The organism is Pseudomonas sp. GW456-12-1-14-TSB6 (assembly GCF_059424205.1).
Map to the genome: position 1 here is coordinate 65,490 of NZ_JBWKZE010000011.1, position 20,854 is coordinate 86,343.

Below are 20,854 nucleotides of genomic sequence, written 5' to 3' on the forward strand. Positions count from 1 at the left end.
CAAGACTATCAGTGGCTATTAATAGTCGACATGCCTGTCATTGATTCCGCAGCATGGCCAGCATTGAAAATATCCATGAAAAAACTGCTGCCGCCTTCTCAGTAAAGCTGAATTACCCGGTGCAGAGTACCAGCCTTTCCCCGTAAGATTCATGCCGGCCATTGTTCTCATATGGTCGCTCTCGTCAAGCTTGATGACTCTGCCAGGACTCCAGATGAATCGTAATGACCTGCGTCGTGTCGACCTCAACCTGTTGATCGTGTTCGAAACGCTGATGCATGAGCGCAGCGTGACCCGTGCGGCGGAAAAGCTGTTCCTCGGACAGCCGGCGATCAGCGCGGCGCTATCGCGCCTGCGCGGCCTGTTCGACGATCCCTTGTTCGTGCGCACCGGACGCAGCATGGAACCTTCCGCCCGCGCGGTGGAAATCTTCGCCCTGCTCTCCCCGGCCCTGGACTCGATTTCCACCGCCGTCAGCCGTGCAGCGGAATTCGACCCGGCCACCAGCACTTCGGTATTTCGCATCGGCCTGTCGGACGATGTCGAATTCGCATTGCTGCCGATGCTGCTCAAGCGCCTGCGCGCCGAGGCGCCCGGCATTGTGCTGGTGGTGCGTCGCGTCAACTACATCCTGATGCCCGGCCTGCTCGCCTCCGGCGAAATCTCCATCGGCGTCAGCTACACCACCGACCTGCCAGCCAACGCCAAACGCAAGGTCTTGCGCCGTAGCGCCCCCAAATTGCTGCGCGCCGATACCGTGCCGGGACCGCTGAGCCTGGACGATTACTGCGCCCGACCGCACGCGCTGGTGTCGTTTGCCGGCGACCTCAGTGGTTTCGTCGATGAAGAACTGGAAAAACTCGAACGTAAACGGCATGTGGTCCTGGCGGTGCCGCAGTTCAATGGACTGGGTACGCTGCTGGCGGGCACCGACATCGTCGCGACCGTCCCCGATTACACGGCGGAAGCCCTGACAGCCGCTGGCGGCCTGCGCGCCGAAGACCCACCGCTGCCGACGCGCACCTTCGAACTGCACATGGCCTGGCGCGGGTCGCAGGACAACGATCCGGGTGAGCGGTGGTTGCGATCGCGGATTCAGATGTTCTTCGGCGACCCTGACAGTCTCTAGGTTTCGCCGGGCGGGCTGTTCATCTGATCATTTCTGGCTTTTCATGGATCCTGGAAATCCAGTCACTTCCAGTGCACTTCGCGATTACAGCCCACCCGCTACCGGTACCCAAGGCTGTAGCGTGCAAGCCGGATCAAAGGTGCAACGCGGGTTTGGCCTGGCGAACGCCATGGACAGAAGGCACGCGGACCCGCAGAGCAATCAGCAGCGCGGCCAGTAGCATCAGCGCGGCCGCTGCGACGAATACGCCTGCGCTCCCACCGAGGCTGAATACCGCACCGCCAGCGGCGGCGCCTGTTGCGATGGCCGACTGCACAGACGCCACCACCATGCCTCCAGCGCTTTCCGCCTGATCAGGTACCGCGTTGGCGACCCAGTTCGACCACGCCACCGGCACACCACCAAAGGCCAGACCCCAGATCGCCAGCAATACCGCCTGCCCCGGCACCGACGCCGGCAACAGCACCAACGCCAGTGCTGCGACGCCGACCAGCGCGGGCATCAACACCAGAGTGGCCAGCGGGTAGCGCTCCAGCAGCTTCCCGGCTAACAACGTGCCGACGAAGTTCGCCACACCGAACCCCAGCAGCATCAGCGACAGCCCTTGCGGGCCGATGCCGGTAGTCCCTTCAAGGAATGGCCGAACATAAGTGAACATCGCGAAGTGCCCGCTGTGCACCAGTACACAACCGAACATGCCCATGGCGATGCCCGGACGCTGCAACACCTCGAAAACGGTGCGCAGTCTTGCCGGCCGGCGCGGCGCGAGGCGCGGCAGAGTGAGCGACTGGAAAGCCAGGGTCACCATGCCTACCGCCGCCGCTGCAAAGAACGCGCTGCGCCAGCCATATAACCCGCCCAGATAACTGCCCAGCGGCACTGCAACTACCGTCCCAATGGCTATGCCGCTGAAAATGATCGAAAGCGCCCGAGGCAACAAGGCACTCGGCACCAGGCGCATCGCTACCGCTGCCGCCATGCTCCAGAACCCGCCAAGGGCAATACCCAGCAAGATGCGCATCAACAACAGCACCGCGAAGCTGGAGGAAACGGCGACCAACAGATTCGAGGCGACCATCAACGTGGAAAAGCCCAGTAACACCCAACGTCGGTCGATGCTGCGGGTCAGACCTGGCACCAACAAGCCAGCGAACAGCGCCACCACGGCTGTCACCGTCACCGCCTGGCCAGCCAACGCTTCGGACACTCCCAGGTCGGTGGCCATCAGCGTCAACAAACTCGCCGGAAGGTACTCAGCGGTGAGTAACCCGAACACACCCATTGCCAAAGAGAAGACGGCCATCCACGCGGGCGTCGCAGGCTCTACATCCGCGCCGACGCCGCAATGGCGGTCGGATACGGCGTTACATACACAGTCATTCATTGCACGGATCTCCCAATGTTCATTGCGAGCCGAGTCTAGGCGCTGAAAACTGGATGATCTATGATCCAAAGTCTCTACTTTTTGATCAAAACCCCTGAACGATGTTTGCAGACCAGTTTGCTCTTTCCTCGGACCTCATCAACGAGCTGTTGCGTGGCATGCGCCTGCGAGGCGTTGAATACCGGCGTATCCAGGCGGGTCCAACGTTCGGATTGAGCTTCGCGGAAAAACCTGGGCACGCCTGGTTCCACTTCATGGCCATCGGCAATGCGCAATTGCGAATGGAGGACGGCAACAGGTACGCGCTGTCTGCCGGCAACGCCGTGTTCATTTCCCATGGCGCGGCTCATCAACTGTTTTCCCATCCGGACGCGCCTGTTCAAGACATCGACGGTCTAGACGGCGAAACCTTGGGTGAAACCGTCAGCGCGGTGGATACCGGAGCCGACGCCAGCCCAACGCCGAGCACTATTTTGTTCAGTGGTTGCATGGAGTTTGAGTTGGGCAGTATCCATGGCCTTGGCCAGCTGATGCCGGGCCTGATGCTGATTGATGCCGGTGGCCAGCGTTATCCCGGGCTGGTACCGATCCTGACCACCATGGAGCGCGAGGTCAGCGCCGCCCGCGTGGGCTTTGCCGGCATCCTCGCGCGGTTGGCCGACGTGGTGGCCGCCATGGTCGTTCGCGGCTGGGTGGAATGCGCCTGCGGCAATGCTTCGGGTCTGATCGCCGCCTTGCGCGATCCACGCTTGGCCGGTGCACTGCTTGCGCTCCATCAACAACCGGGCCGCGACTGGACCGTTGCGCAGTTGGCAGAGCACTGTAATACCTCACGTTCGGTATTCGCGGAGCGCTTCCAGGTCACGATTGGCATGACTCCACTGCGCTACGTGACCGAACTGCGAATGCGGCTTGCAAGCCAGTGGCTGACGCTCGAAAGGCTGCCGATTGAAGAGGTGGCGCAGCGTTTGGGTTATACCTCCCAGGCTGCGTTCAGTCGTGCATTCAAGCGTATTACGGGCAGGACACCGGGCTTGAGTCGCAAGGCGAGGCAGCCCGCGATTACTTGAAGTCGAGCGCAAGGAATCGATGATCCTTGCCCCTGTCTCACTTACCGCCCGTTACGTCGAGGAATGTACCGGTCACAAATGATGCCTCTGCGCTGGCCAGCCACAAAATGGCCCGCGCCACTTCCTCTGGCTGCCCGCCCCGGCCCATCGGGATTGAGTCCTTGACCCGATCGACCCGCCCCGGTTCGCCGCCGCTGGCGTGCATATCGGTATAGATATGTCCGGGTCGAATACAGTTGACGCGTATTCCTTCCCGGGCGACCTCTTTGGCGAATCCGATGGTGAACGTTTCCAGCGCACCCTTTGATGCTGCGTAGTCGACATATTCATTCGGACTGCCCAGACGGGCCGAGGCCGACGACACATTGATCACCACGCCGCCCGCACCGCCGTGCCGCAGAGACATGCGCTTAACGGCCTGTTGGGCGCACAGAATCGGCCCGAGCGCATTGACCGCAAAGATGCGTTGCATGCGTTCGAAGCCGAGGTCCTCCAGACGTGACTGTTGCGCCAGCACCCCAGCGTTATTGACCAGGACATCGATTCGCCCGAACGTGTGGTCGATCTCGGTAAAAAGACTCGCGACCTGCTCGGGATCGGCACTGTCGGCGCGCATCGCCAACGCCTTGCGCCCCATCGCTTCGATATCCGTCGCCACCGCCAGCGCGGCGGACTCATTGGCAACGTAACTGATCGCGACATCGTAGCCTTGGGCAGCAGCGAGTCGGGCGGTGGCGGCGCCTACTCCACGACTGCCACCCGTGATCAGAATCAGCGGAGCCTGCGAGACGTTGATCATGAAAACTACTCCTGAGCAAATAAAGCCGAATCAGCCGATGATGATCGCGCCGCTGGCGATCACTACACAGGCCAGCACCCGGCGGACGGTAAGTGTTTCGCCGAGGAACAGGTAGCCAAGCAGCGCCGCAAACAGCACGCTGGTTTCTCGCAGGGCTGACACCGCGCCCAGCGGGGCTTCGTTCATCGCGTAGATAACGATTGCATAGGCAAGCAGAGAGACCAGCCCGCCCATTGCCGCAGCGAACATTCCGGGCCGAATCGAAAACAGGCTGCGGGCATCGCGCAGAACGATGTAGACCACCGGCATCAGCACGCCCCACAAGGCACTCATCCACACCGTGTAGGCCAGCGGCGCACCGGAAAGCCGCGCGCCAATGCCGTCGACCACGCTATAAACCGCGATAAAGCAACCGGTTCCCAATGCGTAAGGCAGGCTGGGCACCGACAGGCTGCGTCCCCGGAAAGCCAGCGAAATGATTCCGCCTGACACCAGCGCAATGCCGAGCATTTCGCCGGGGGTGATGGTTTCGCCGGCAAACAACGCGGCGCCGAGCGTAATCAACGCGGGTGATGAACCGCGCGAAATCGGATAAATCTGTCCCAGATCGCCGACCCGGTAACTGCGCACTAGAAACAGGTTGTAGCCAACGTGCAGCAATGCCGACAGCAGTGCATATCCCCAGCTCCGAGGTGCAGGCGCCACCATGAACATCGCAGCGACTGCGCAGACTAAGGCGATGGCAACGCACATCACCGTCATCGACCAGAGCCGATCGGCACCGCCGCGCAGCAGCGCGTTCCAGCTGGCGTGCAGCAGCGCGGCGAACAGGACAAGGAGGACGAGATGAGTAGGCATTGGCCATTTTAAGCAGCCCGAACGGTCGGATTACAGAGAAGACTCCTCATTGCTCCATGAGTGATTATTCATGCCTTCAAACCTGCCCGCCTTGCACTTTGAGCGCCTCACCGAGCAGCCATTCGCGAAAACTCTCAATGTGCGGCTGCGTCTCAACACCCTTGGGGCAAACGAAGTAGTAGGCGAGCGGTGACTGAAACGGCACATCGAACAGCCGCACCAGCCGGCCATCGCCGATTTCCTTCTCGACATGCCCGCTGCGTACCAGGGCAATGCCATGGCCGAGCAAAGCCGCCTCCACCGTCATATTGGTATCGCCAAACCTGACGCTTTCCCGCAGCGGCAAAAATGCCAGTCCGACGGACTGGAACCACGCTTCCCATTTCGGTGCCAGTTCAGCGCCGTCACGTGCCAGCAGCGGTAACTGCAACAGATCGGCGGGACTGCCCGGCATTCCGACGCGTTGCAGCAGTTCGGGGCTGGCCACCGGGAAAACCTGCTCACCGAACAAAAACTGTGAATACAGACCGGGATAGTTGCCCTTGCCCAAGCGGATCGCGACATCGGCTTCGCTGCTGGCGAAATGGATGACCTTGTCCGTGGTGTCCAGCGACACCAACAGTTCCGGGTGCTGGCGGGCCAGGCTCGGCAAGCGTGGCAGCAACCATTTCAATGCAAAGGAATAGGTTGTGCTGACGCTGAGCCGGACCCTGCCCTTTTGCTCACGCAGATCAGCCAGCGTCGCCTCAAGGCTCATGAAGAACTCGCGCACGATCGGCGCCAGCGTAGCGCCCGCAGGTGTGAGGCGTAACGACTTGCCCCGTTCAAACAGCTGCAAGCCCCAAAGTTCTTCCAGATGCCGAAGCTGATGGCTGACCGCGCTCTGGGTCACATGCAATTCCTGCGCGGCGGCGGTGAACGTCGGGTGCCGGGTGGATACTTCGAAAGCCCGCAAAGTCGCGGTCGGGGGCAGATCTCTCATAAACAAAGAGTCCGGGATTGGCAAAACATCGAGGTATGAGTATCAGGTCATGTTAGAGCGAAATGTTGTGGGTTGCCTGTTCGGGGTAACAGGACTCTTGATGTTGGCGTATTGATCCAGCAGCCAGGCGAGGTCTTTGTAAACAAGCGCCATATGCTCCGCAAGAATGTCGAGGCTCGGTAACTTCAGCGCAGCATTTAATCGCCGCATAATCCTCACCCAGCAATTTCGCCTGCGACAGTTGCCGATCGCGCAACACAGAATTGTCATCAGGCCAATTGATAGCCCCCTAACGAAAGGCGCATGCTAGAGGGCTTCTCTCGGGCTTATATCATTCCGAATGATAGTTACCTTCGTGTCATTCGATTCGTTTTGCTATCGACCCGCCGAGCATCATCCGCCCATCTTCAATACATTGGCGGATGCATCCATGGAACAATCACTCAAACATTTGCGCTTCCCGTTGGCTCTGTTGGCCGTGCTGGTGATGAGCGCCTGCGGCAAGACTCCGGAAACCGCGGCGGCCATGCCTGCTGCCAAGGTCAGCGTGGCCAAGGTGCTGGAACAACCGGTCAACGAGTGGGACGAATTCACCGGGCGCCTCGAAGCACCGGAAACCGTTGAAATCCGTCCGCGGGTCTCCGGCCAGATCGACGAAGTCGCCTTCACCGAAGGTGCTCTGGTCAAGAAAGGCGACCTGCTGTTCCAGATCGACCCGCGTCCGTTCCAGGCTGAGGTCCGCCGCCTCGAAGCGCTGGTTGCCCAGGCCCGTGCCAATGCCACACGCAGCGAAAACGAAGCCGGCCGTGGCGAACGCCTGCGTGCCAGCAACGCCATCTCCGCCGAATTGGCCGACTCGCGTACCAGCGCCGCACAAGAAGCCCGAGCCGCTGTTGGCGCGCTGCAAGCGCAACTGGACCTGGCCAAGCTGAACCTGAGCTTCACCCGCGTCACTGCGCCAATCAGTGGCCGCGTCAGCCGTGCCGAAATCACCGCGGGCAACCTGGTGACCGCCGACACCACTCCGCTGACCAGCGTGGTTTCCACTGACAAGGTATACGCCTACTTTGACGCGGACGAACGTGTGTTCCTCAAATACACCCAGCTCGCCCGTCAGGGTCAGCGCGGCGCCACTACCCCGGTGTACATGGGCCTGTCCAATGAAGACGGCAACCCGCACCTGGGCCAGATGAACTTCGTCGACAACCAGGTCAACCCGAAAACCGGCACCATCCGTGGTCGCGCCGTGTTCGACAACAGCGACGGCACTTACACCCCGGGCCTGTATGCACGCCTGAAACTGGTCGGCAGCGGCACCTACAACGCCATGCTGATCAACGATGAAGCGGTCGGTACCGACCTCGGCAAGAAGTTCGTGCTGGTGATGGATGGCGACAACAAGACCGTCTACCGCGCCGTTGAACTCGGTCCGAAGATCGAAGGCCTGCGTATCGTGCGCAGCGGCCTGAACAAGGACGACACAATCATCGTCAAGGGTCTGCAACGGGTTCGCCCTGGCTCCCCGGTTACGCCTGAAGTGATCCCGATGGCCAGCGAGCAAACCATTGCCGCTCTCGCTCAACAACGACAAGCGCTGGAAGCCAGCAACCTGCCCAAAGTCGCACCAGCCAAAGGCGCGCCGGGTTCGGTTGTGAAACTGGCTGCTGCGACCCCACGCGGTTAAGGGACGACAACTCCGATGAATTTTTCCCAATTCTTCATTTCACGGCCGATCTTCGCAGCGGTGCTGTCGCTGTTGATCCTGATCGCCGGTGCGATTTCGCTGTTCCAGTTGCCGATCAGCGAATACCCGGAAGTCGTGCCACCGACCGTGGTGGTGCGTGCCAACTTCCCGGGCGCCAACCCAAAAGTCATCGGTGAAACCGTGGCGGCTCCACTGGAGCAAGCCATCACCGGCGTCGAGAACATGCTGTACATGTCCTCGCAATCCACCGCTGACGGCAAAATCACCCTGACCATCACCTTCGCCCTGGGCACTGACCTGGACAACGCGCAGGTGCAGGTGCAGAACCGCGTGACCCGGACCGAGCCGAAGCTTCCGGAAGAAGTGACGCGCATCGGTATTACCGTCGACAAGGCATCGCCCGACCTGACCATGGTTGTGCACTTGACCTCGCCTGACAAACGCTACGACATGCTGTACCTGTCCAACTACGCGATTCTCAACATCAAGGATGAGCTCGCTCGCCTCGGCGGTGTCGGTGACGTGCAGTTGTTCGGTATGGGCGACTACTCGCTGCGTGTATGGCTCGACCCGAACAAGACCGCTTCGCGCAATCTGACCGCGACTGATGTGGTGACCGCCATTCGCGAACAGAACCGTCAGGTGGCCGCCGGCCAGTTGGGCGCGCCCCCTGCCCCGACTGCGCAAAGCTTCCAGCTGTCGATCAACACTCAAGGCCGTCTGGTCTCCGAGGAAGAGTTCGAAAACATCGTCATTCGCGCCGGCGACAACGGTGAAATCACTCGCCTGAAGGACATCGCTCGCGTCGAACTGGGCTCCAGTCAGTACGCCCTGCGTTCGTTGCTGAACAACCAGCCAGCCGTAGCGATCCCGATCTTCCAGCGTCCGGGCTCCAACGCCATCGAAATCTCGAACGAAGTTCGCGGCAAGATGGAAGAGCTGAAGAAAAGCTTCCCGCAAGGCATGGACTACAGCATCGTCTATGACCCGACGATCTTCGTGCGCGGCTCCATCGAGGCGGTGGTTCACACCCTCTTCGAAGCACTGATTCTCGTGGTTCTGGTGGTGATCCTGTTCCTGCAGACCTGGCGCGCCTCGATCATTCCGTTGGTGGCGGTGCCGGTATCGTTGATCGGTACGTTTGCGGTGATGCACCTGTTCGGCTTCTCGCTCAACGCCCTGTCGCTGTTCGGCCTGGTACTGGCGATCGGTATCGTGGTGGACGACGCCATCGTGGTGGTTGAGAACGTCGAGCGGAACATTGAACTGGGGCTCAACCCCTTCGATGCGACCAAAAAGGCCATGGGTGAAGTGACCGGCCCGATCATTGCGACAGCGCTCGTGCTGTGTGCGGTGTTCGTACCCGCCGCGTTCATCTCGGGCCTGACCGGTCAGTTCTACAAGCAGTTTGCTTTGACCATCGCGATCTCTACGGTGATCTCGGCGTTCAACTCGCTGACCCTGTCGCCAGCGCTGGCCGCTGTGTTGCTTAAAGGTCACGACGCACCGAAAGACCGCTTCTCGCGAGTGCTGGACAAGATCTTCGGTGGCTGGCTGTTCCGTCCGTTCAACCGTTTCTTCGACCGCGCCAGTCATGGCTACGTCGGTACCGTGCGCCGGGTCATCCGTGGCAGCGGCATCGCCCTCTTCCTGTACGCAGGCCTGATGGTGCTGACCTTCTTCGGTTTCTCCAGCACCCCGACCGGTTTCGTACCGGGCCAGGACAAGCAATACCTGGTGGCCTTCGCGCAACTGCCGGACGCCGCGAGCCTGGACCGCACCGAAGACGTCATCAAGCGCATGTCCGACCTGGCACTGAAACAGCCAGGCGTGGAAAGCGCCGTAGCGTTCCCGGGCCTGTCGATCAACGGCTTCACCAACAGCCCGAACGCCGGCATCGTGTTCGTGACCCTGAAACCGTTCGACGAGCGTAAAGACCCGAGCATGTCCGCCGGTGCGATTGCCGGTGCCTTGAACGGCCAGTACGCGGGAATTCAGGAAGCCTACATGGCGATCTTCCCGCCACCGCCGGTACAAGGTCTGGGCACCATTGGTGGTTTCCGCCTGCAAATCGAAGACCGGGGCAACCTGGGTTACGAAGAGCTGTACAAGGAAACCATGAATATTATTGCCAAGAGCCATAACGTTCCGGAACTGGCCAACCTGTTCACCAGCTACACCGTGAACGTGCCGCAGGTCGATGCCGCCATCGACCGGGAAAAAGCCAAGACCCACGGCGTGGCCGTCAGCGACATCTTCGACACCCTGCAGATCTACCTGGGTTCGCTGTATGCCAACGACTTCAACCGCTTCGGTCGTACTTATCAGGTCAACGTTCAGGCCGAGCAGCAGTTCCGCCTCGAATCCGACCAGATCGGCCAGCTGAAAGTACGCAACAACAAGGGCGAAATGATTCCGCTGGCGACCTTCATCAAGGTCAGCGACACCTCGGGCCCGGATCGTGTGATGCACTACAACGGCTTCATCACCGCTGAAATCAACGGTGCGGCAGCCCCGGGCTACAGCTCCGGCCAGGCCGAAAAAGCCATCGAGAAACTGCTCAAGGATGAACTTCCGAACGGCATGACCTACGAATGGACCGACCTGACCTACCAGCAGATTCTGTCCGGCAACACAGCGCTGTTCGTGTTCCCGCTCTGCGTATTGCTGGCGTTCCTGGTGCTCGCGGCGCAATACGAAAGCTGGAGCCTGCCACTGGCGGTGATCCTGATCGTACCGATGACCCTGCTGTCGGCCATCACCGGTGTGATCATCTCTGGCGGCGACAACAACATCTTCACCCAGATCGGCTTGATCGTACTGGTGGGACTTGCCTGTAAGAACGCGATTCTGATCGTCGAGTTCGCCAAGGATAAGCAGGAAGAAGGCCTCGATCCGCTGGCCGCCGTACTGGAAGCCTGCCGTCTGCGTCTGCGGCCGATCCTGATGACCTCGTTCGCGTTCATCATGGGTGTGGTGCCACTGGTTTTCTCCAGCGGTGCCGGTGCCGAGATGCGTCATGCCATGGGCGTGGCGGTGTTCTCCGGGATGCTCGGTGTGACCTTCTTCGGTCTGCTGCTGACCCCCGTGTTCTATGTGCTGATCCGCAACTTCGTGGAGCGCAGCGAAGCTCGCAAAGCGACCAAGATGCAAAATCTTCAAAAGCCACTGGAGGCGCACCAATGAGTCTGAAAGTCTTCCTGCCGAGCCTGCTGGTGCTGGCCCTGAGTGCCTGCGCCGTCGGCCCTGACTACAAGACCCCGACGACGGAGGCGGCGAACATCACGTCCGCCACCGACGGCGCCGCCGGCCAGAAGAACTTCGACCGTTCGAAATTCGAAGGCATCTGGTGGCAGCAGTTCGACGATCCGACTCTCAACCAGTTGGTGACTCAATCGCTGCAAGGCAACCGTGAACTGCGCGTGGCGTTCGCCCGCTGGAAAGCCGCCCGGGCGATCCGCGACGACGCCAGCAACGATGCAATGCCGACCATCACCAGCCGCGCCAGCAGCGATCTGGCCAAAGGTCAGATCCCGGGCCAGACCACCAATCGGGTCAACAGTGAACGCTATGACCTGGGCTTGGACATGGCCTGGGAACTGGACCTGTTCGGACGTATCCAGCGCAATCTGGAAGCCAGCGACGCCGACCAGCAAGCGGCCGAAGCCGATCTTTACCAACTGCAAGTCACCATGATTGCCGAACTGGTGGACGCTTACGGTCAACTGCGCGGTGCTCAACTGCGGGAAAAGATCGCGCTGGCGAACCTGAACAACCAGCAGGAGTCGCGCAAGATCACCATCAGCCTGCGTGACGCCGGCGTTGGCGATCAGCTAGATGTTGAACGGGCCGATGCGCGTCTGGCGTCGGTCGAAGCCAGCGTGCCGCAGCTGCAGGCAGAACAGGCCCGGCAGAAAAACCGCATCGCCACCCTGCTGGGTGAACGTCCGGACAAGCTGACCGTCGACCTGAGTCCGAAAGACCTGCCGGCGATTGCCAAGGCCTTGCCGATCGGTGATCCGGGCGAACTGCTGCAGCGTCGTCCGGACATCCTCAGCGCCGAGCGCAGACTGGCTTCGGCCACGGCGCGTATCGGTGTAGCCAAGGCCGACCTGTTCCCACGGGTCAGTCTCAGCGGTTTCCTCGGCTGGACGGCCGGGCGTGGTTCGCAGATCGGTTCCTCGGCGGCCAACGCCTGGGCACTGGGCCCGAGCATCACCTGGGCGGCGTTTGACCTTGGCAGCGTGCGAGCCCGTTTGCGCGGCGCCGATGCCGATGCCGAAGGCGCACTGGCGACTTACGAGCAGCAAGTATTGCTCGCGCTGGAAGAGTCGGAAAACGCCTTCAGCGATTACGGCAAGCGTCAGCAGCGCCTGATCTCACTGATCCGTCAGAGCGAATCGAGCCGCAAGGCTGCCGACCTCGCCGAAATCCGCTACCGCGAAGGCACCACCGATTTCCTGGTGCTGCTCGACGCCCAGCGTGAACGCTTGAACGCCGAGGACAGCCAGGCCCAGGCCGAAGTGGATCTGTATCGCGGCATCGTCGCGATCTACAAGGCCCTCGGTGGCGGTTGGCAGCCAGAAACGGTGGCCAGCAAGTAATCGTTTTTTAAAGAGCTCCTTTGGTTGGCCGCAACCAACCAAATTTTTTGCCCCGCGTATCATTCGGTCGCGGGGCTTTTTTGTCTCTGTCTTTCATGGTTTTCCAGCACCGTGACCGTCGCGGTGGTACCGGCTCTGAGTCGGTCCTTGCCCGCGTAATCGGGATCGATGCCAATCCGCACCGGCACCCGTTGCGCCAGTTTCACCCAGGTGTAGCTGGGGTTGATGTTGGCCAGCAATCGACTTCCCGGGGCGTTTTCCCGGTCGGCAATGGCGAAGGCGATGCTTTGCACGGTTCCACCGAATTTTTCCCCGCTCATCAATTCGATCCGCACCCGATCACCCTCCTCGATCCGTGGCAGTTTGGTTTCCTCGAAATAGCCGCTGACATAAAAGGAGCCGCTGTCCACCAGTGCCAGCAGGGCGCTACCGGCCACCGCGTAATCCCCCTGACGGGTCAGCAGATTAGTGACATAACCGCTGACCGGCGCTTCGACTCGGGTACGTTGCAGATCCAGTTCGGCCTGGGTCAATGCAGCAATCGCCAGTTGCACGTTGGCTTCGGCGAGACCGAGATTGGCCTGATTGCGCAACAGATCGGCCTGGGCCACGGCCACGTCGGTACTGGACTTCTCCCACTCTTCCCCGGAAATCGCGAACCCTTGCTTGAGCGTACGTCGCCGGCGCTCTTCACTCTGGCGTTGTTTGAGCAACGCTTCGCTGGCGACGATGGCTGCTTGCGACTGCCCGAGCGTGGCCTTGGAGACCTCCACCGAGCGTTTCGCATGCTCGACCGCGAGGCTGTAACGAGCCGGGTCGATCTCCAGCAACAACTGGCCCTTGTCGACATGCTGGTTGTCCTGCACCGCCAGTGTGACGATGCGGCCCGAAACATCCGCCGAGAGTGTCACCACATCCGCCCTCACCCGCGCATCCCGAGTCCACGGGGCCCGGGTGTAATGTTCCCAGGCAAACCAGCCGAGCACGACGGCCAGCAGCACCACCGCCAATGTCGTCAATCGAGTGAGCAACGTCTTCAAGGTTTCAGGCTCCCATCAGCAGAATCAGTGCGGCGCACACACAGGCATAAAGGGCGCCTTCGAACAGCGCCTCATGCCAGACAAAACGCAGGACGCCGAGCCGGCGCAAACCCCAGTCGAGCAGCAGAAAAACCGGTATGGCCAGCAGCAAGGCCTGAGCGATAGGCGGCAGGTAAACGCCGCCGATCTCGAAATCAATGGGCAAGGATGGGCTCTCCTTCAGAACGGTCGGGCTGCAAATGCTCGCCATGTCGTTCCAGAAACGACACCACGATCAACAGGGCCACGCGCATGCGAAACACCGACCACAAGTGCTCATGGGTGGCGACATGCAAGGCATCCAGCTCATCGCCGAGCGCATGCAGCGTAGCCAGTAACGGTGTCAGACGTACATCCGGTCGGCCGGCGACGAAACGGCCGGTCTGACGCAATGCCGTCGACAGCTGCCGATGCAAATCGTCCGTAAGCAGAGCATTGTTTTGCGCCTGTTGCCTGAGCTGGTGCATGGCCACGCCCAGCGCTACACAGGCGAGGCTGATTTCATACAGGCGCTGCATGTCCCGTTCGTTGGCGGCTGGCAGCACGCCAAGCATCGAGGTCAGGCGATCGACCATGCGGCTTTCGAAGGCGAATTGCTGTTCATCGGTGGCCGGGCTCTTGGTCAATTGGTAGACCTGCTCCCGTGCTTCGTTGTAGAAGCGCCGGATGCGCAGAGCCGGGCGGAACGGGAAAATCCAGGCGTAGACGATCAGAGCCAGCATCGCCGCACTCACGTAGGCCCCGGCAAATTCGAACCATTGAATGGCGGTGTTCTGCCCGGTGCCGACGTTCTGCGGGCCGAGCATCAGGAAGCTCGACAGCCCCAGCCCCATGCCGATACCGGCGGTGGCCGGGCTGGACAGTCCGACTGCGATCACATACAGCAAAGGCGCTAGCAACAAGGCCAACATTTCGAAATCGCTGATCGCCGGGACCAGCATGAACTGATAGAAGGCCGACACCACCAAGGCCAGTCCCAGCCCTCGGGCGTAACTCTGCGCGGCGATCAACGGGCGCGGAAACGTCGCCATCAACGAACACAGGATTCCCACCAGAATCATCCCGCCCCGCGCGCCGTCCCACGCGGTTTCGATCCAGATCAGTCCGGCCACCAACAATGCGCTGAAGGCGCGGATGGCGTTCATCGTCGCGAGGGTGAAATCCAGGTGCAAGGGGCTGGACTGGCCACGGAACATGCAACTGGCCTCCCGCCCTTCCTGTATCGCATCGCTCAGTTCGAGAATCTGCTCCAGTTGCTGCAACAGCCGCGCCTGTTCCCAGCGCAATGCCCACGCCAGCGAGCGCAGGGTTGCACTCATGTCTTCCGTCAATTGTTCGGCCCTGTAGGCGAGCCCTTCGAACTGCTGTTGCAGCGCGACGAACTGGTGCCGCGCCTCGGCCGGCAATGAGCGCCCTTGCTGTGCGAGCTGGTCGAGCAGTGCCAGTTCTTCTGCACGCAATTGCTGGATCTCCAGCGGCAGATCGCCCTCCCATCGCTCAGTGAGCAGCTCCCGCTGGTGACGCAGCGCGGTCAGGCGTGAGGTCAGCAGCATCAGTTGATTGCCCAGCAACAACACCAGATTGTTGGCGCTGCGCAGGCGTGGAGCATCGAAATACAAGTGCCGGCGCAGACCTTCGAGGGCGCTGATTTCCCCCAGCAGCTGCATTTGCCGGCGCTGAAAGTCCGCTTCGCTTTCTTCGGTGCGAAGCACAGCGGCGGCATGGGTGGCGGCGAGCTTGATCACCTGATCAACCTTCGCGAAATAGTTGCGTGATACCGCTTCGGGCCGCGCCGTCAGCAGGCTGACCACGCATACGCACGCTACCGCCAGCAAGGTTTCGGTAACCCGGGTCACCGCCAGCAGAAAGGTGCCGTCCTGATCCGGAATCGCCAGCAGCGCCACCACCACGGCGGTGTACCCGCTAAGCACGAACGCCTGGGAACTGGTATAGCGCAATAACGTGCCGCCGGCAGTGCACAGGGCCAGCCAAAGCGCCAGGGTCGTGATGAACGGCAACGGCGCCTGGGGAAAGATGGCCATCAGCAGCACTGCTACCACCGCGCCAAGGGTTGTCCCGATGATTTGCCCGAAGCTGCGTGCCAGCGCCATCCCGGCCAGTGGCTGGCTGATGATCACTACGGCCATGATCGACCATTTCGGCTGGTCGAGATCGAACAGAAACGCCAGGTACAAGGTCAGCAATCCGGCGACAATGGTGCGCAAACCAAACAGCAGTACTGCCTGGCTGGGGTGGATGACTGCCTTGAAATAAATGAGCAGGGACTGCATGGATGGCCTCGTAGAAACAACTTCTGCAAGCGTAGACACTGCATGGAGAGGATGACGGCAAACAGGGTCGACACAAGCTGTAGGTCGATTCAACGCCTGTAGCAGGCCATATCGGGCAGAGGGTTTGACTCACGGCGCGAGCTGACAGAAGCTTGCGACCTCCGCTGCAAAACGAAAGTTTCGGAAATTCGCATGCCTCAGTCTCGCCGCTATTTGCTCATCAGCCTCGGCCTTGCGCTGGTCCTGATCGTCGCCTGGCTGTCTTTGCGCAGCACTGCGCCGGTTGTGCCGGAGGCGATCAAACACGGTTACAGCGAAGCGCTGGCCGCTGCTCGTGCCGGTCAACCGGGAGCTGCGCGGATGCTGTACCAGCAACTGGGGCGCCCGGATCTTTCAGTCAAACGGCGTGTCTGGCTGCACGCCGAGCTGCCCAACTACCCGAGCCCCCAGGCCCTGAAACTGGCGGATGCCGATCTGCAAAACGAATCGCCGGACGTGCGGCTGGCCGCGATCAAAAGCGTGACCGGCCTGGTGCCGGGCGGGCAGCGCAGCCTGCTGCTGGGCCCGTTGCTCGACGATGAAGATCAAACCGTACGCTTCGCCGCGATCAACGCCCTGCTCGGCTTGTCTCCGGATCAACTGGGCCTGTATTTCGCCCCGCTCCAGCAAGGCATCGACGTGTGGGAGCAGGCGCTGAGGGCCCAGCCGGAAAGCGCTGCCAATTACGCTCAACTGGCGCGCCTTTATCTGCACAACGCTGAATTGAAACAGGCACAGCAAGCGCTGGAACAAACCCTGCGCCTCGACCCCGGCAACCTGCCGGCGCTGGTGATGCAGATCGAAATGCTCGACCGTCAGGGCCAGAGCGACGCTGCCCGACAACTGCTCGCCCGACAACTGAAGGCCCAGCCCGACTCGGCCTATCTGCAACATGCCCTGGGCCTCTGGCTGCTGCACCACGATCAACGCGAGTACGCCCTGCTCGGCTTGTCCAAGGCCGTGGAACTCGAGCCCGACAACAAGGATTACCGCTACGACCTCGCCACCACCTTGCACAGCGCCGAAGAACTGGAAGCGGCACAAAAGCAGTTGCAGGAAATCGTTCAGCGCCACCCCGCCGATCGCAAGGCGCGGGTGCTTCTGATCAACTATTGGAAAGAAAGCGGTCAGTTGCAGAACGTGCAGATCCTGTTGGCTCAGCTCGAGCAGATGAACCCCGATGATCCCTCGTTGCAGCAAGGCCTCTAGCGGCCTTCTCCACACATCCCGCAAGAAAATCGGAACCGTCGTCACGGCAAAAGGTCAAGTAATCAGGCAGTGCCAAAACGGCGTCCGGCGCCCGCTGCCTCGTTTCCCCTAGTCATGAGAGGGCATTTTTTGTCTACATCGAACGCGTTGATCAGTGCAAAAGCCGCCACCGGCATCGAAGGGTTGGACGATATCCTGGCCGGTGGTTTGTCCCGCAGTCACGTTTTCTTGCTGGAGGGCGAGCCTGGAACCGGTAAAACCACAGTCGCGTTGCATTTTTTGCTGGCCGGCGCCCGAGCCGGCGAACGTTCGTTGTACATCACGCTGTCCGAAACCGAGCGAGAGTTGCGCCAGGGCGCAGCGTCCCACGGTTGGGAACTGAACGAAAATATCGAGATTTTCGAGCTGACGCCCCCGGAAAGCCTGCTTAACGCCGAGCATCATCAAAGCCTGCTGTACTCCTCGGACCTTGAGCTGGGCGAAGCAACCAAGCAGATTTTCGAAGTGGTCGAGCGCTTCAAACCCACCCGTGTGGTGCTCGACAGCCTCTCGGAAATCCGCCTGCTGGCGCAAAGCTCCCTGCGCTACCGTCGACAGATTCTGGCGATCAAGCATTACTTCGTGCGCTACGACGCCACGGTTTTGCTGTTGGATGACCTGACCACCGAATCCCTGGACAAAACCGTTCACAGTGTCGCTCACGGCGTGATTCGCCTCGAAGAACTGACCCCCAACTATGGCGCCGAGCGCCGTCGCGTGCGGGTGATCAAGTACCGAGGCCAGAAGTACCGTGGCGGCTTCCATGACTTCACCATCATGGGCGATGGCGTGCACGTCTTCCCGCGTCTGGTGGCGGCGGAGCATCGCGGCGATTACCCACGCCTGCAGCTGTCCAGCGGTATCAAGGAAATGGACGCTTTGCTGGGTGGCGGTATCGAGACCGGCTCCAGCACACTGATTCTGGGCCCGGCGGGCACCGGCAAATCGTTGATCACCATGATTTTCGCGGCAGCGGCCGTGGCGCGTGGTGAAAAGGCTGCGCTGTTCATTTTCGATGAAGAGCTGGGCTTGCTGTTCGAGCGCATGAACAACATCGGCATTGACCTCAAGGCTTTGCAGGCCACCGGCAATCTGCTGATCGAACAAGTGGACGCCGCCGAATTGTCCCCCGGCGAGTTCTCTCACCGGGTGCGACGCTGCGTCGATGAAGGTGACATCAAGACCGTGGTGATCGACAGCATCAACGGCTATCAGGCCGCGATGCCGGAAGAGAACGCGCTGGTACTGCACATGCACGAATTGCTGCTGTACCTGAACCGCAAAGGCGCCGCGACGTTCATGACCGTCGCTCAACACGGTCTGGTCGGCGACATGCAGGCCCCGGTCGACATCACTTACCTCGCCGACACTGTGATTTTGCTGCGCTATTTCGAAGCCCTCGGCAAGGTACGTCGCGCAGTTTCGATCATCAAGAAACGCACCGGCAGCCACGAATCGACCATCCGCGAATATCGCATTTCCAAACAAGGCATGACCATCGGTGAGCCGTTGGAAGCTTTCCAGGGCGTGCTGCGTGGCGTACCCACCTACCTCGGCGCGAGTAACCCGCTGCTTAAGGATGAAAACTTGTGACCGTCACCGTGCCGCTGTCGGAACGGGCGCTGATACTTGCACCCCAGGGTCGCGACAGCCAGGTTGCTCTGATGATCCTCAACGAGGCCGGATACGGTGGCCTGATCACCCCCGATCTGGCCACCCTGTGCAACGAATTGGAACCCGGCGCCGGGCTGCTGTTGATCGCCGTCGAGGCTCTGCATGGCCCGGAACTGGAATCCCTGCTGTTATATCTGGAGCAACAACCTGCCTGGTCAGATCTGCCGATTGTGTTGTTGACCCATCACGGCGGATCCGGACAGGGCCCCTCTTCGCAGCTCAGCAAGTTACTGGGTAACGTGACGTTTCTTGAACGCCCCTTCCATCCGGTGACGCTGGTCAGCCTGATCTCCACCGCCCTGCGCGGTCGACGACGACAATACGAGGCCCGCGACCGCCTGATCGATCTGAGCGAGAGCGAACGGCGCCTGCAATCGACCCTGGAAACCCTCGAGCAACAAGTCGAGGAACGCACGGCGCAACTGCGGCACAACGAGGAAGCGCTACGTCAGTCGCAGAAAATGGAAGCGGTCGGTCAATTGACCGGCGGTATCGCCCATGACTTCAATAACATGCTGACCGGCATCATCGGCAGCCTCGAATTGATTCGCCGTCGACTGGCGCGTGGCCGCACGGAGGATCTCGACAGTCTCATCGACCTCGGCGTGACCTCCGCCAACCGCGCCGCCGGCCTGACTCACCGTCTATTGGCATTTTCCCGTCGCCAGTCACTGGACTCAAAAGCGGTGAAGATGAACGATCTGGTGCAATCGATGGGCGAACTGCTGCAACGCAGCCTCAACGAAAGCATTCAACTGGACATGCGCCTGCACGAACAATTGTGGGTAGCCGAGGCCGACCCCAATCAACTGGAAAGCGCCCTGCTCAACCTGGTTATCAATGCCCGCGACGCGATGCCCGACGGCGGCAATCTGGTAGTCGAGACGAGCAATCAGGTGCTGGGTAGCGATTTCACCGCCGCTTACAGCAACCTGAAGCCCGGCGATTACGTCCTATTGAGCGTGACCGACAATGGTTGCGGCATGCCCGAGAGCGTGATCAATCGCGCATTCGACCCATTTTTCACCACCAAGCCGATCGGCCAGGGCACCGGCTTGGGTCTGTCGATGATCTACGGTTTCAGCAAGCAATCCGGTGGCCACGTCTCGATCGACAGCAAAATCGACGAGGGCACCACCGTCAGACTCTATCTACCGCGCTTCCAGGGCGAATCGTTGTCTCACGCGCCAACGCACACGGAGCAGGCGCCCGACGCCGTGGAAGGCGAAACCGTATTGATCGTCGAAGACGATCCGGCCGTGCGGGTGCTGGTCAGTGCAGTGTTGAGCGAACTGGGTTATGGATTTGTCGAGGCCAGCGATGCCGACAGTGCCGTGCCGATTCTGGATTCGGAGCAGCGTATCGATCTGCTGATCAGCGACGTCGGCCTGCCGGGCATGAACGGCCGGCAACTGGCGGAAATCGGCCGGCAATACCGGCCCGACCTGAAGGTTCTGTTCATTACCGGTTACGCTGAACACGCCGCTGTGCGCGGCGGGTTCCTTGATTCCGGGATGCAGATGATCACCAAGCCGTTCACCTTCGATCTGCTGACGGCGAAGGTGCGGGAGATGATCAAGAGCTGAGGCGGTTCACGCCTCAGGCCAGCAGTTCCTGAATCTTCTCCTGCAATACATCCAGATCGAACGGCTTTTCCAGGATCGGCGCCCGGCGGGTGATGGGGCTGCCGGTCTCGCGGATTTCCTGCGGATAGCCGCTGATGAAGATCACCTTCAGATCAGGGCGCAATTTGACGGCGGGTTCGGCGATCTGCACGCCCGAGATGCCTCCCGGCAAACGAAAATCAGTAATCAACATGTCCAGATGCGGCTTGCTCGCCAGAATCTCGAACGCCTGCTCGCCGTTCTCGGCCTGCAATACGCGATAGCCCTGCCCTGACAGATAGTCTGTCAGCACCATCAGGATCACCGGTTCGTCCTCGACGACGAGTACTACATCTTGTGCATCTACGCTCATGGGAAGCCTTTGTTC

16 protein-coding genes are annotated in these 20,854 nt (G+C 60.7%); 8 read left to right on the forward strand and 8 right to left on the reverse strand.

All coding sequences use genetic code 11. The annotated features are described in order from the left end of the window. Positions 1 to 214 precede the first annotated feature (214 nt). Positions 215 to 1,129, forward strand: coding sequence for a LysR family transcriptional regulator (locus AC07Y2_RS12555; protein WP_074690647.1), 915 nt, complete (start codon positions 215 to 217; stop codon positions 1,127 to 1,129). A 133-nt stretch (positions 1,130 to 1,262) separates the two neighbouring features. Here AC07Y2_RS12555 and AC07Y2_RS12560 read toward each other — a convergent pair whose 3' ends face one another. After that, the gene (locus AC07Y2_RS12560; protein ID WP_103386100.1) at positions 1,263 to 2,513 is read right to left on the reverse strand and encodes an MFS transporter; all 1,251 of its coding nucleotides are present in this window, start codon (positions 2,511 to 2,513) and stop codon (positions 1,263 to 1,265) included. A 101-nt stretch (positions 2,514 to 2,614) separates the two neighbouring features. Here AC07Y2_RS12560 and AC07Y2_RS12565 point away from each other — a divergent pair, with 101 nt between their 5' ends. Next, positions 2,615 to 3,583, forward strand: coding sequence for an AraC family transcriptional regulator (locus AC07Y2_RS12565; protein WP_103386101.1), 969 nt, complete (start codon positions 2,615 to 2,617; stop codon positions 3,581 to 3,583). A 37-nt stretch (positions 3,584 to 3,620) separates the two neighbouring features. Here the strand turns inward: AC07Y2_RS12565 and AC07Y2_RS12570 are convergent, their stop codons facing one another. The 3 genes from AC07Y2_RS12570 to gcvA all read right to left on the reverse strand — a co-directional run bounded on the left by AC07Y2_RS12570 (position 3,621) and on the right by gcvA (position 6,222). Then, positions 3,621 to 4,382, reverse strand: a complete 762-nt coding sequence (locus AC07Y2_RS12570) for an SDR family oxidoreductase (protein WP_103386102.1) — start codon at positions 4,380 to 4,382, stop codon at positions 3,621 to 3,623. A 30-nt stretch (positions 4,383 to 4,412) separates the two neighbouring features. Then, a complete protein-coding gene (locus AC07Y2_RS12575) occupies positions 4,413 to 5,240 on the reverse strand; it encodes a DMT family transporter (protein WP_103386103.1) in 828 nt (275 codons plus the stop codon). A gap of 76 nt (positions 5,241 to 5,316) precedes the next feature. Next, a complete protein-coding gene (gene gcvA, locus AC07Y2_RS12580; protein ID WP_103386104.1) occupies positions 5,317 to 6,222 on the reverse strand; it encodes a transcriptional regulator GcvA in 906 nt (301 codons plus the stop codon). Between the two features lie 430 nt (positions 6,223 to 6,652). Between gcvA and mexE the strand changes: the two genes are divergently transcribed. From mexE to AC07Y2_RS12595, 3 genes are read left to right on the forward strand one after another with little or no spacing between them, the layout of a single operon-like run. Beyond that, positions 6,653 to 7,906, forward strand: coding sequence for a multidrug efflux RND transporter periplasmic adaptor subunit MexE (mexE, locus tag AC07Y2_RS12585; RefSeq protein ID WP_039768288.1), 1,254 nt, complete (start codon positions 6,653 to 6,655; stop codon positions 7,904 to 7,906). Positions 7,907 to 7,921: 15 nt separating this feature from the next. Beyond that, positions 7,922 to 11,113, forward strand: coding sequence for an efflux RND transporter permease subunit (locus tag AC07Y2_RS12590; protein ID WP_103386105.1), 3,192 nt, complete (start codon positions 7,922 to 7,924; stop codon positions 11,111 to 11,113). Beyond that, positions 11,110 to 12,531 carry an efflux transporter outer membrane subunit gene (locus tag AC07Y2_RS12595; protein ID WP_039768284.1) on the forward strand — a complete coding sequence of 474 codons (1,422 nt, stop codon included), beginning with the start codon at positions 11,110 to 11,112 and terminating at the stop codon, positions 12,529 to 12,531. The genes AC07Y2_RS12590 and AC07Y2_RS12595 overlap by 4 nt, the downstream gene beginning before the upstream one ends. A gap of 59 nt (positions 12,532 to 12,590) precedes the next feature. On the opposite strand, the gene AC07Y2_RS12600 is transcribed toward AC07Y2_RS12595, so the two are convergent. The 3 genes from AC07Y2_RS12600 to AC07Y2_RS12610 are packed head-to-tail and all read right to left on the reverse strand — an operon-like array spanning position 12,591 to position 15,901. Continuing rightward, positions 12,591 to 13,571 carry an HlyD family secretion protein gene (locus AC07Y2_RS12600; protein ID WP_103386106.1) on the reverse strand — a complete coding sequence of 327 codons (981 nt, stop codon included), beginning with the start codon at positions 13,569 to 13,571 and terminating at the stop codon, positions 12,591 to 12,593. A 4-nt stretch (positions 13,572 to 13,575) separates the two neighbouring features. After that, complete coding sequence (locus AC07Y2_RS12605; protein ID WP_039768281.1) at positions 13,576 to 13,776, reverse strand: DUF1656 domain-containing protein; 201 nt, start codon at positions 13,774 to 13,776, stop codon at positions 13,576 to 13,578. Next, positions 13,766 to 15,901: an FUSC family protein gene (locus AC07Y2_RS12610; protein WP_103386107.1), complete on the reverse strand. Its 2,136-nt coding sequence runs from the start codon at positions 15,899 to 15,901 to the stop codon at positions 13,766 to 13,768. Before AC07Y2_RS12610 ends, AC07Y2_RS12605 begins: the two co-directional genes overlap by 11 nt. A gap of 192 nt (positions 15,902 to 16,093) precedes the next feature. Here AC07Y2_RS12610 and AC07Y2_RS12615 point away from each other — a divergent pair, with 192 nt between their 5' ends. The 3 genes from AC07Y2_RS12615 (at position 16,094) to AC07Y2_RS12625 (ending at position 20,448) form a co-directional block, all read left to right on the forward strand. Then, entirely contained in the window at positions 16,094 to 17,149 is a 1,056-nt protein-coding gene (locus AC07Y2_RS12615) for a tetratricopeptide repeat protein (RefSeq protein WP_103386108.1), read from the forward strand. A gap of 129 nt (positions 17,150 to 17,278) precedes the next feature. Then, the gene (locus AC07Y2_RS12620; RefSeq protein WP_039768275.1) at positions 17,279 to 18,781 is read left to right on the forward strand and encodes an ATPase domain-containing protein; all 1,503 of its coding nucleotides are present in this window, start codon (positions 17,279 to 17,281) and stop codon (positions 18,779 to 18,781) included. Then, complete coding sequence (locus tag AC07Y2_RS12625) at positions 18,778 to 20,448, forward strand: ATP-binding protein (protein WP_103386109.1); 1,671 nt, start codon at positions 18,778 to 18,780, stop codon at positions 20,446 to 20,448. Before AC07Y2_RS12620 ends, AC07Y2_RS12625 begins: the two co-directional genes overlap by 4 nt. Positions 20,449 to 20,461: 13 nt before the next feature. Here AC07Y2_RS12625 and AC07Y2_RS12630 read toward each other — a convergent pair whose 3' ends face one another. Next, positions 20,462 to 20,839, reverse strand: coding sequence for a response regulator (locus AC07Y2_RS12630; RefSeq protein ID WP_007954537.1), 378 nt, complete (start codon positions 20,837 to 20,839; stop codon positions 20,462 to 20,464). Between the last annotated feature and the right edge of the window lie 15 nt (positions 20,840 to 20,854).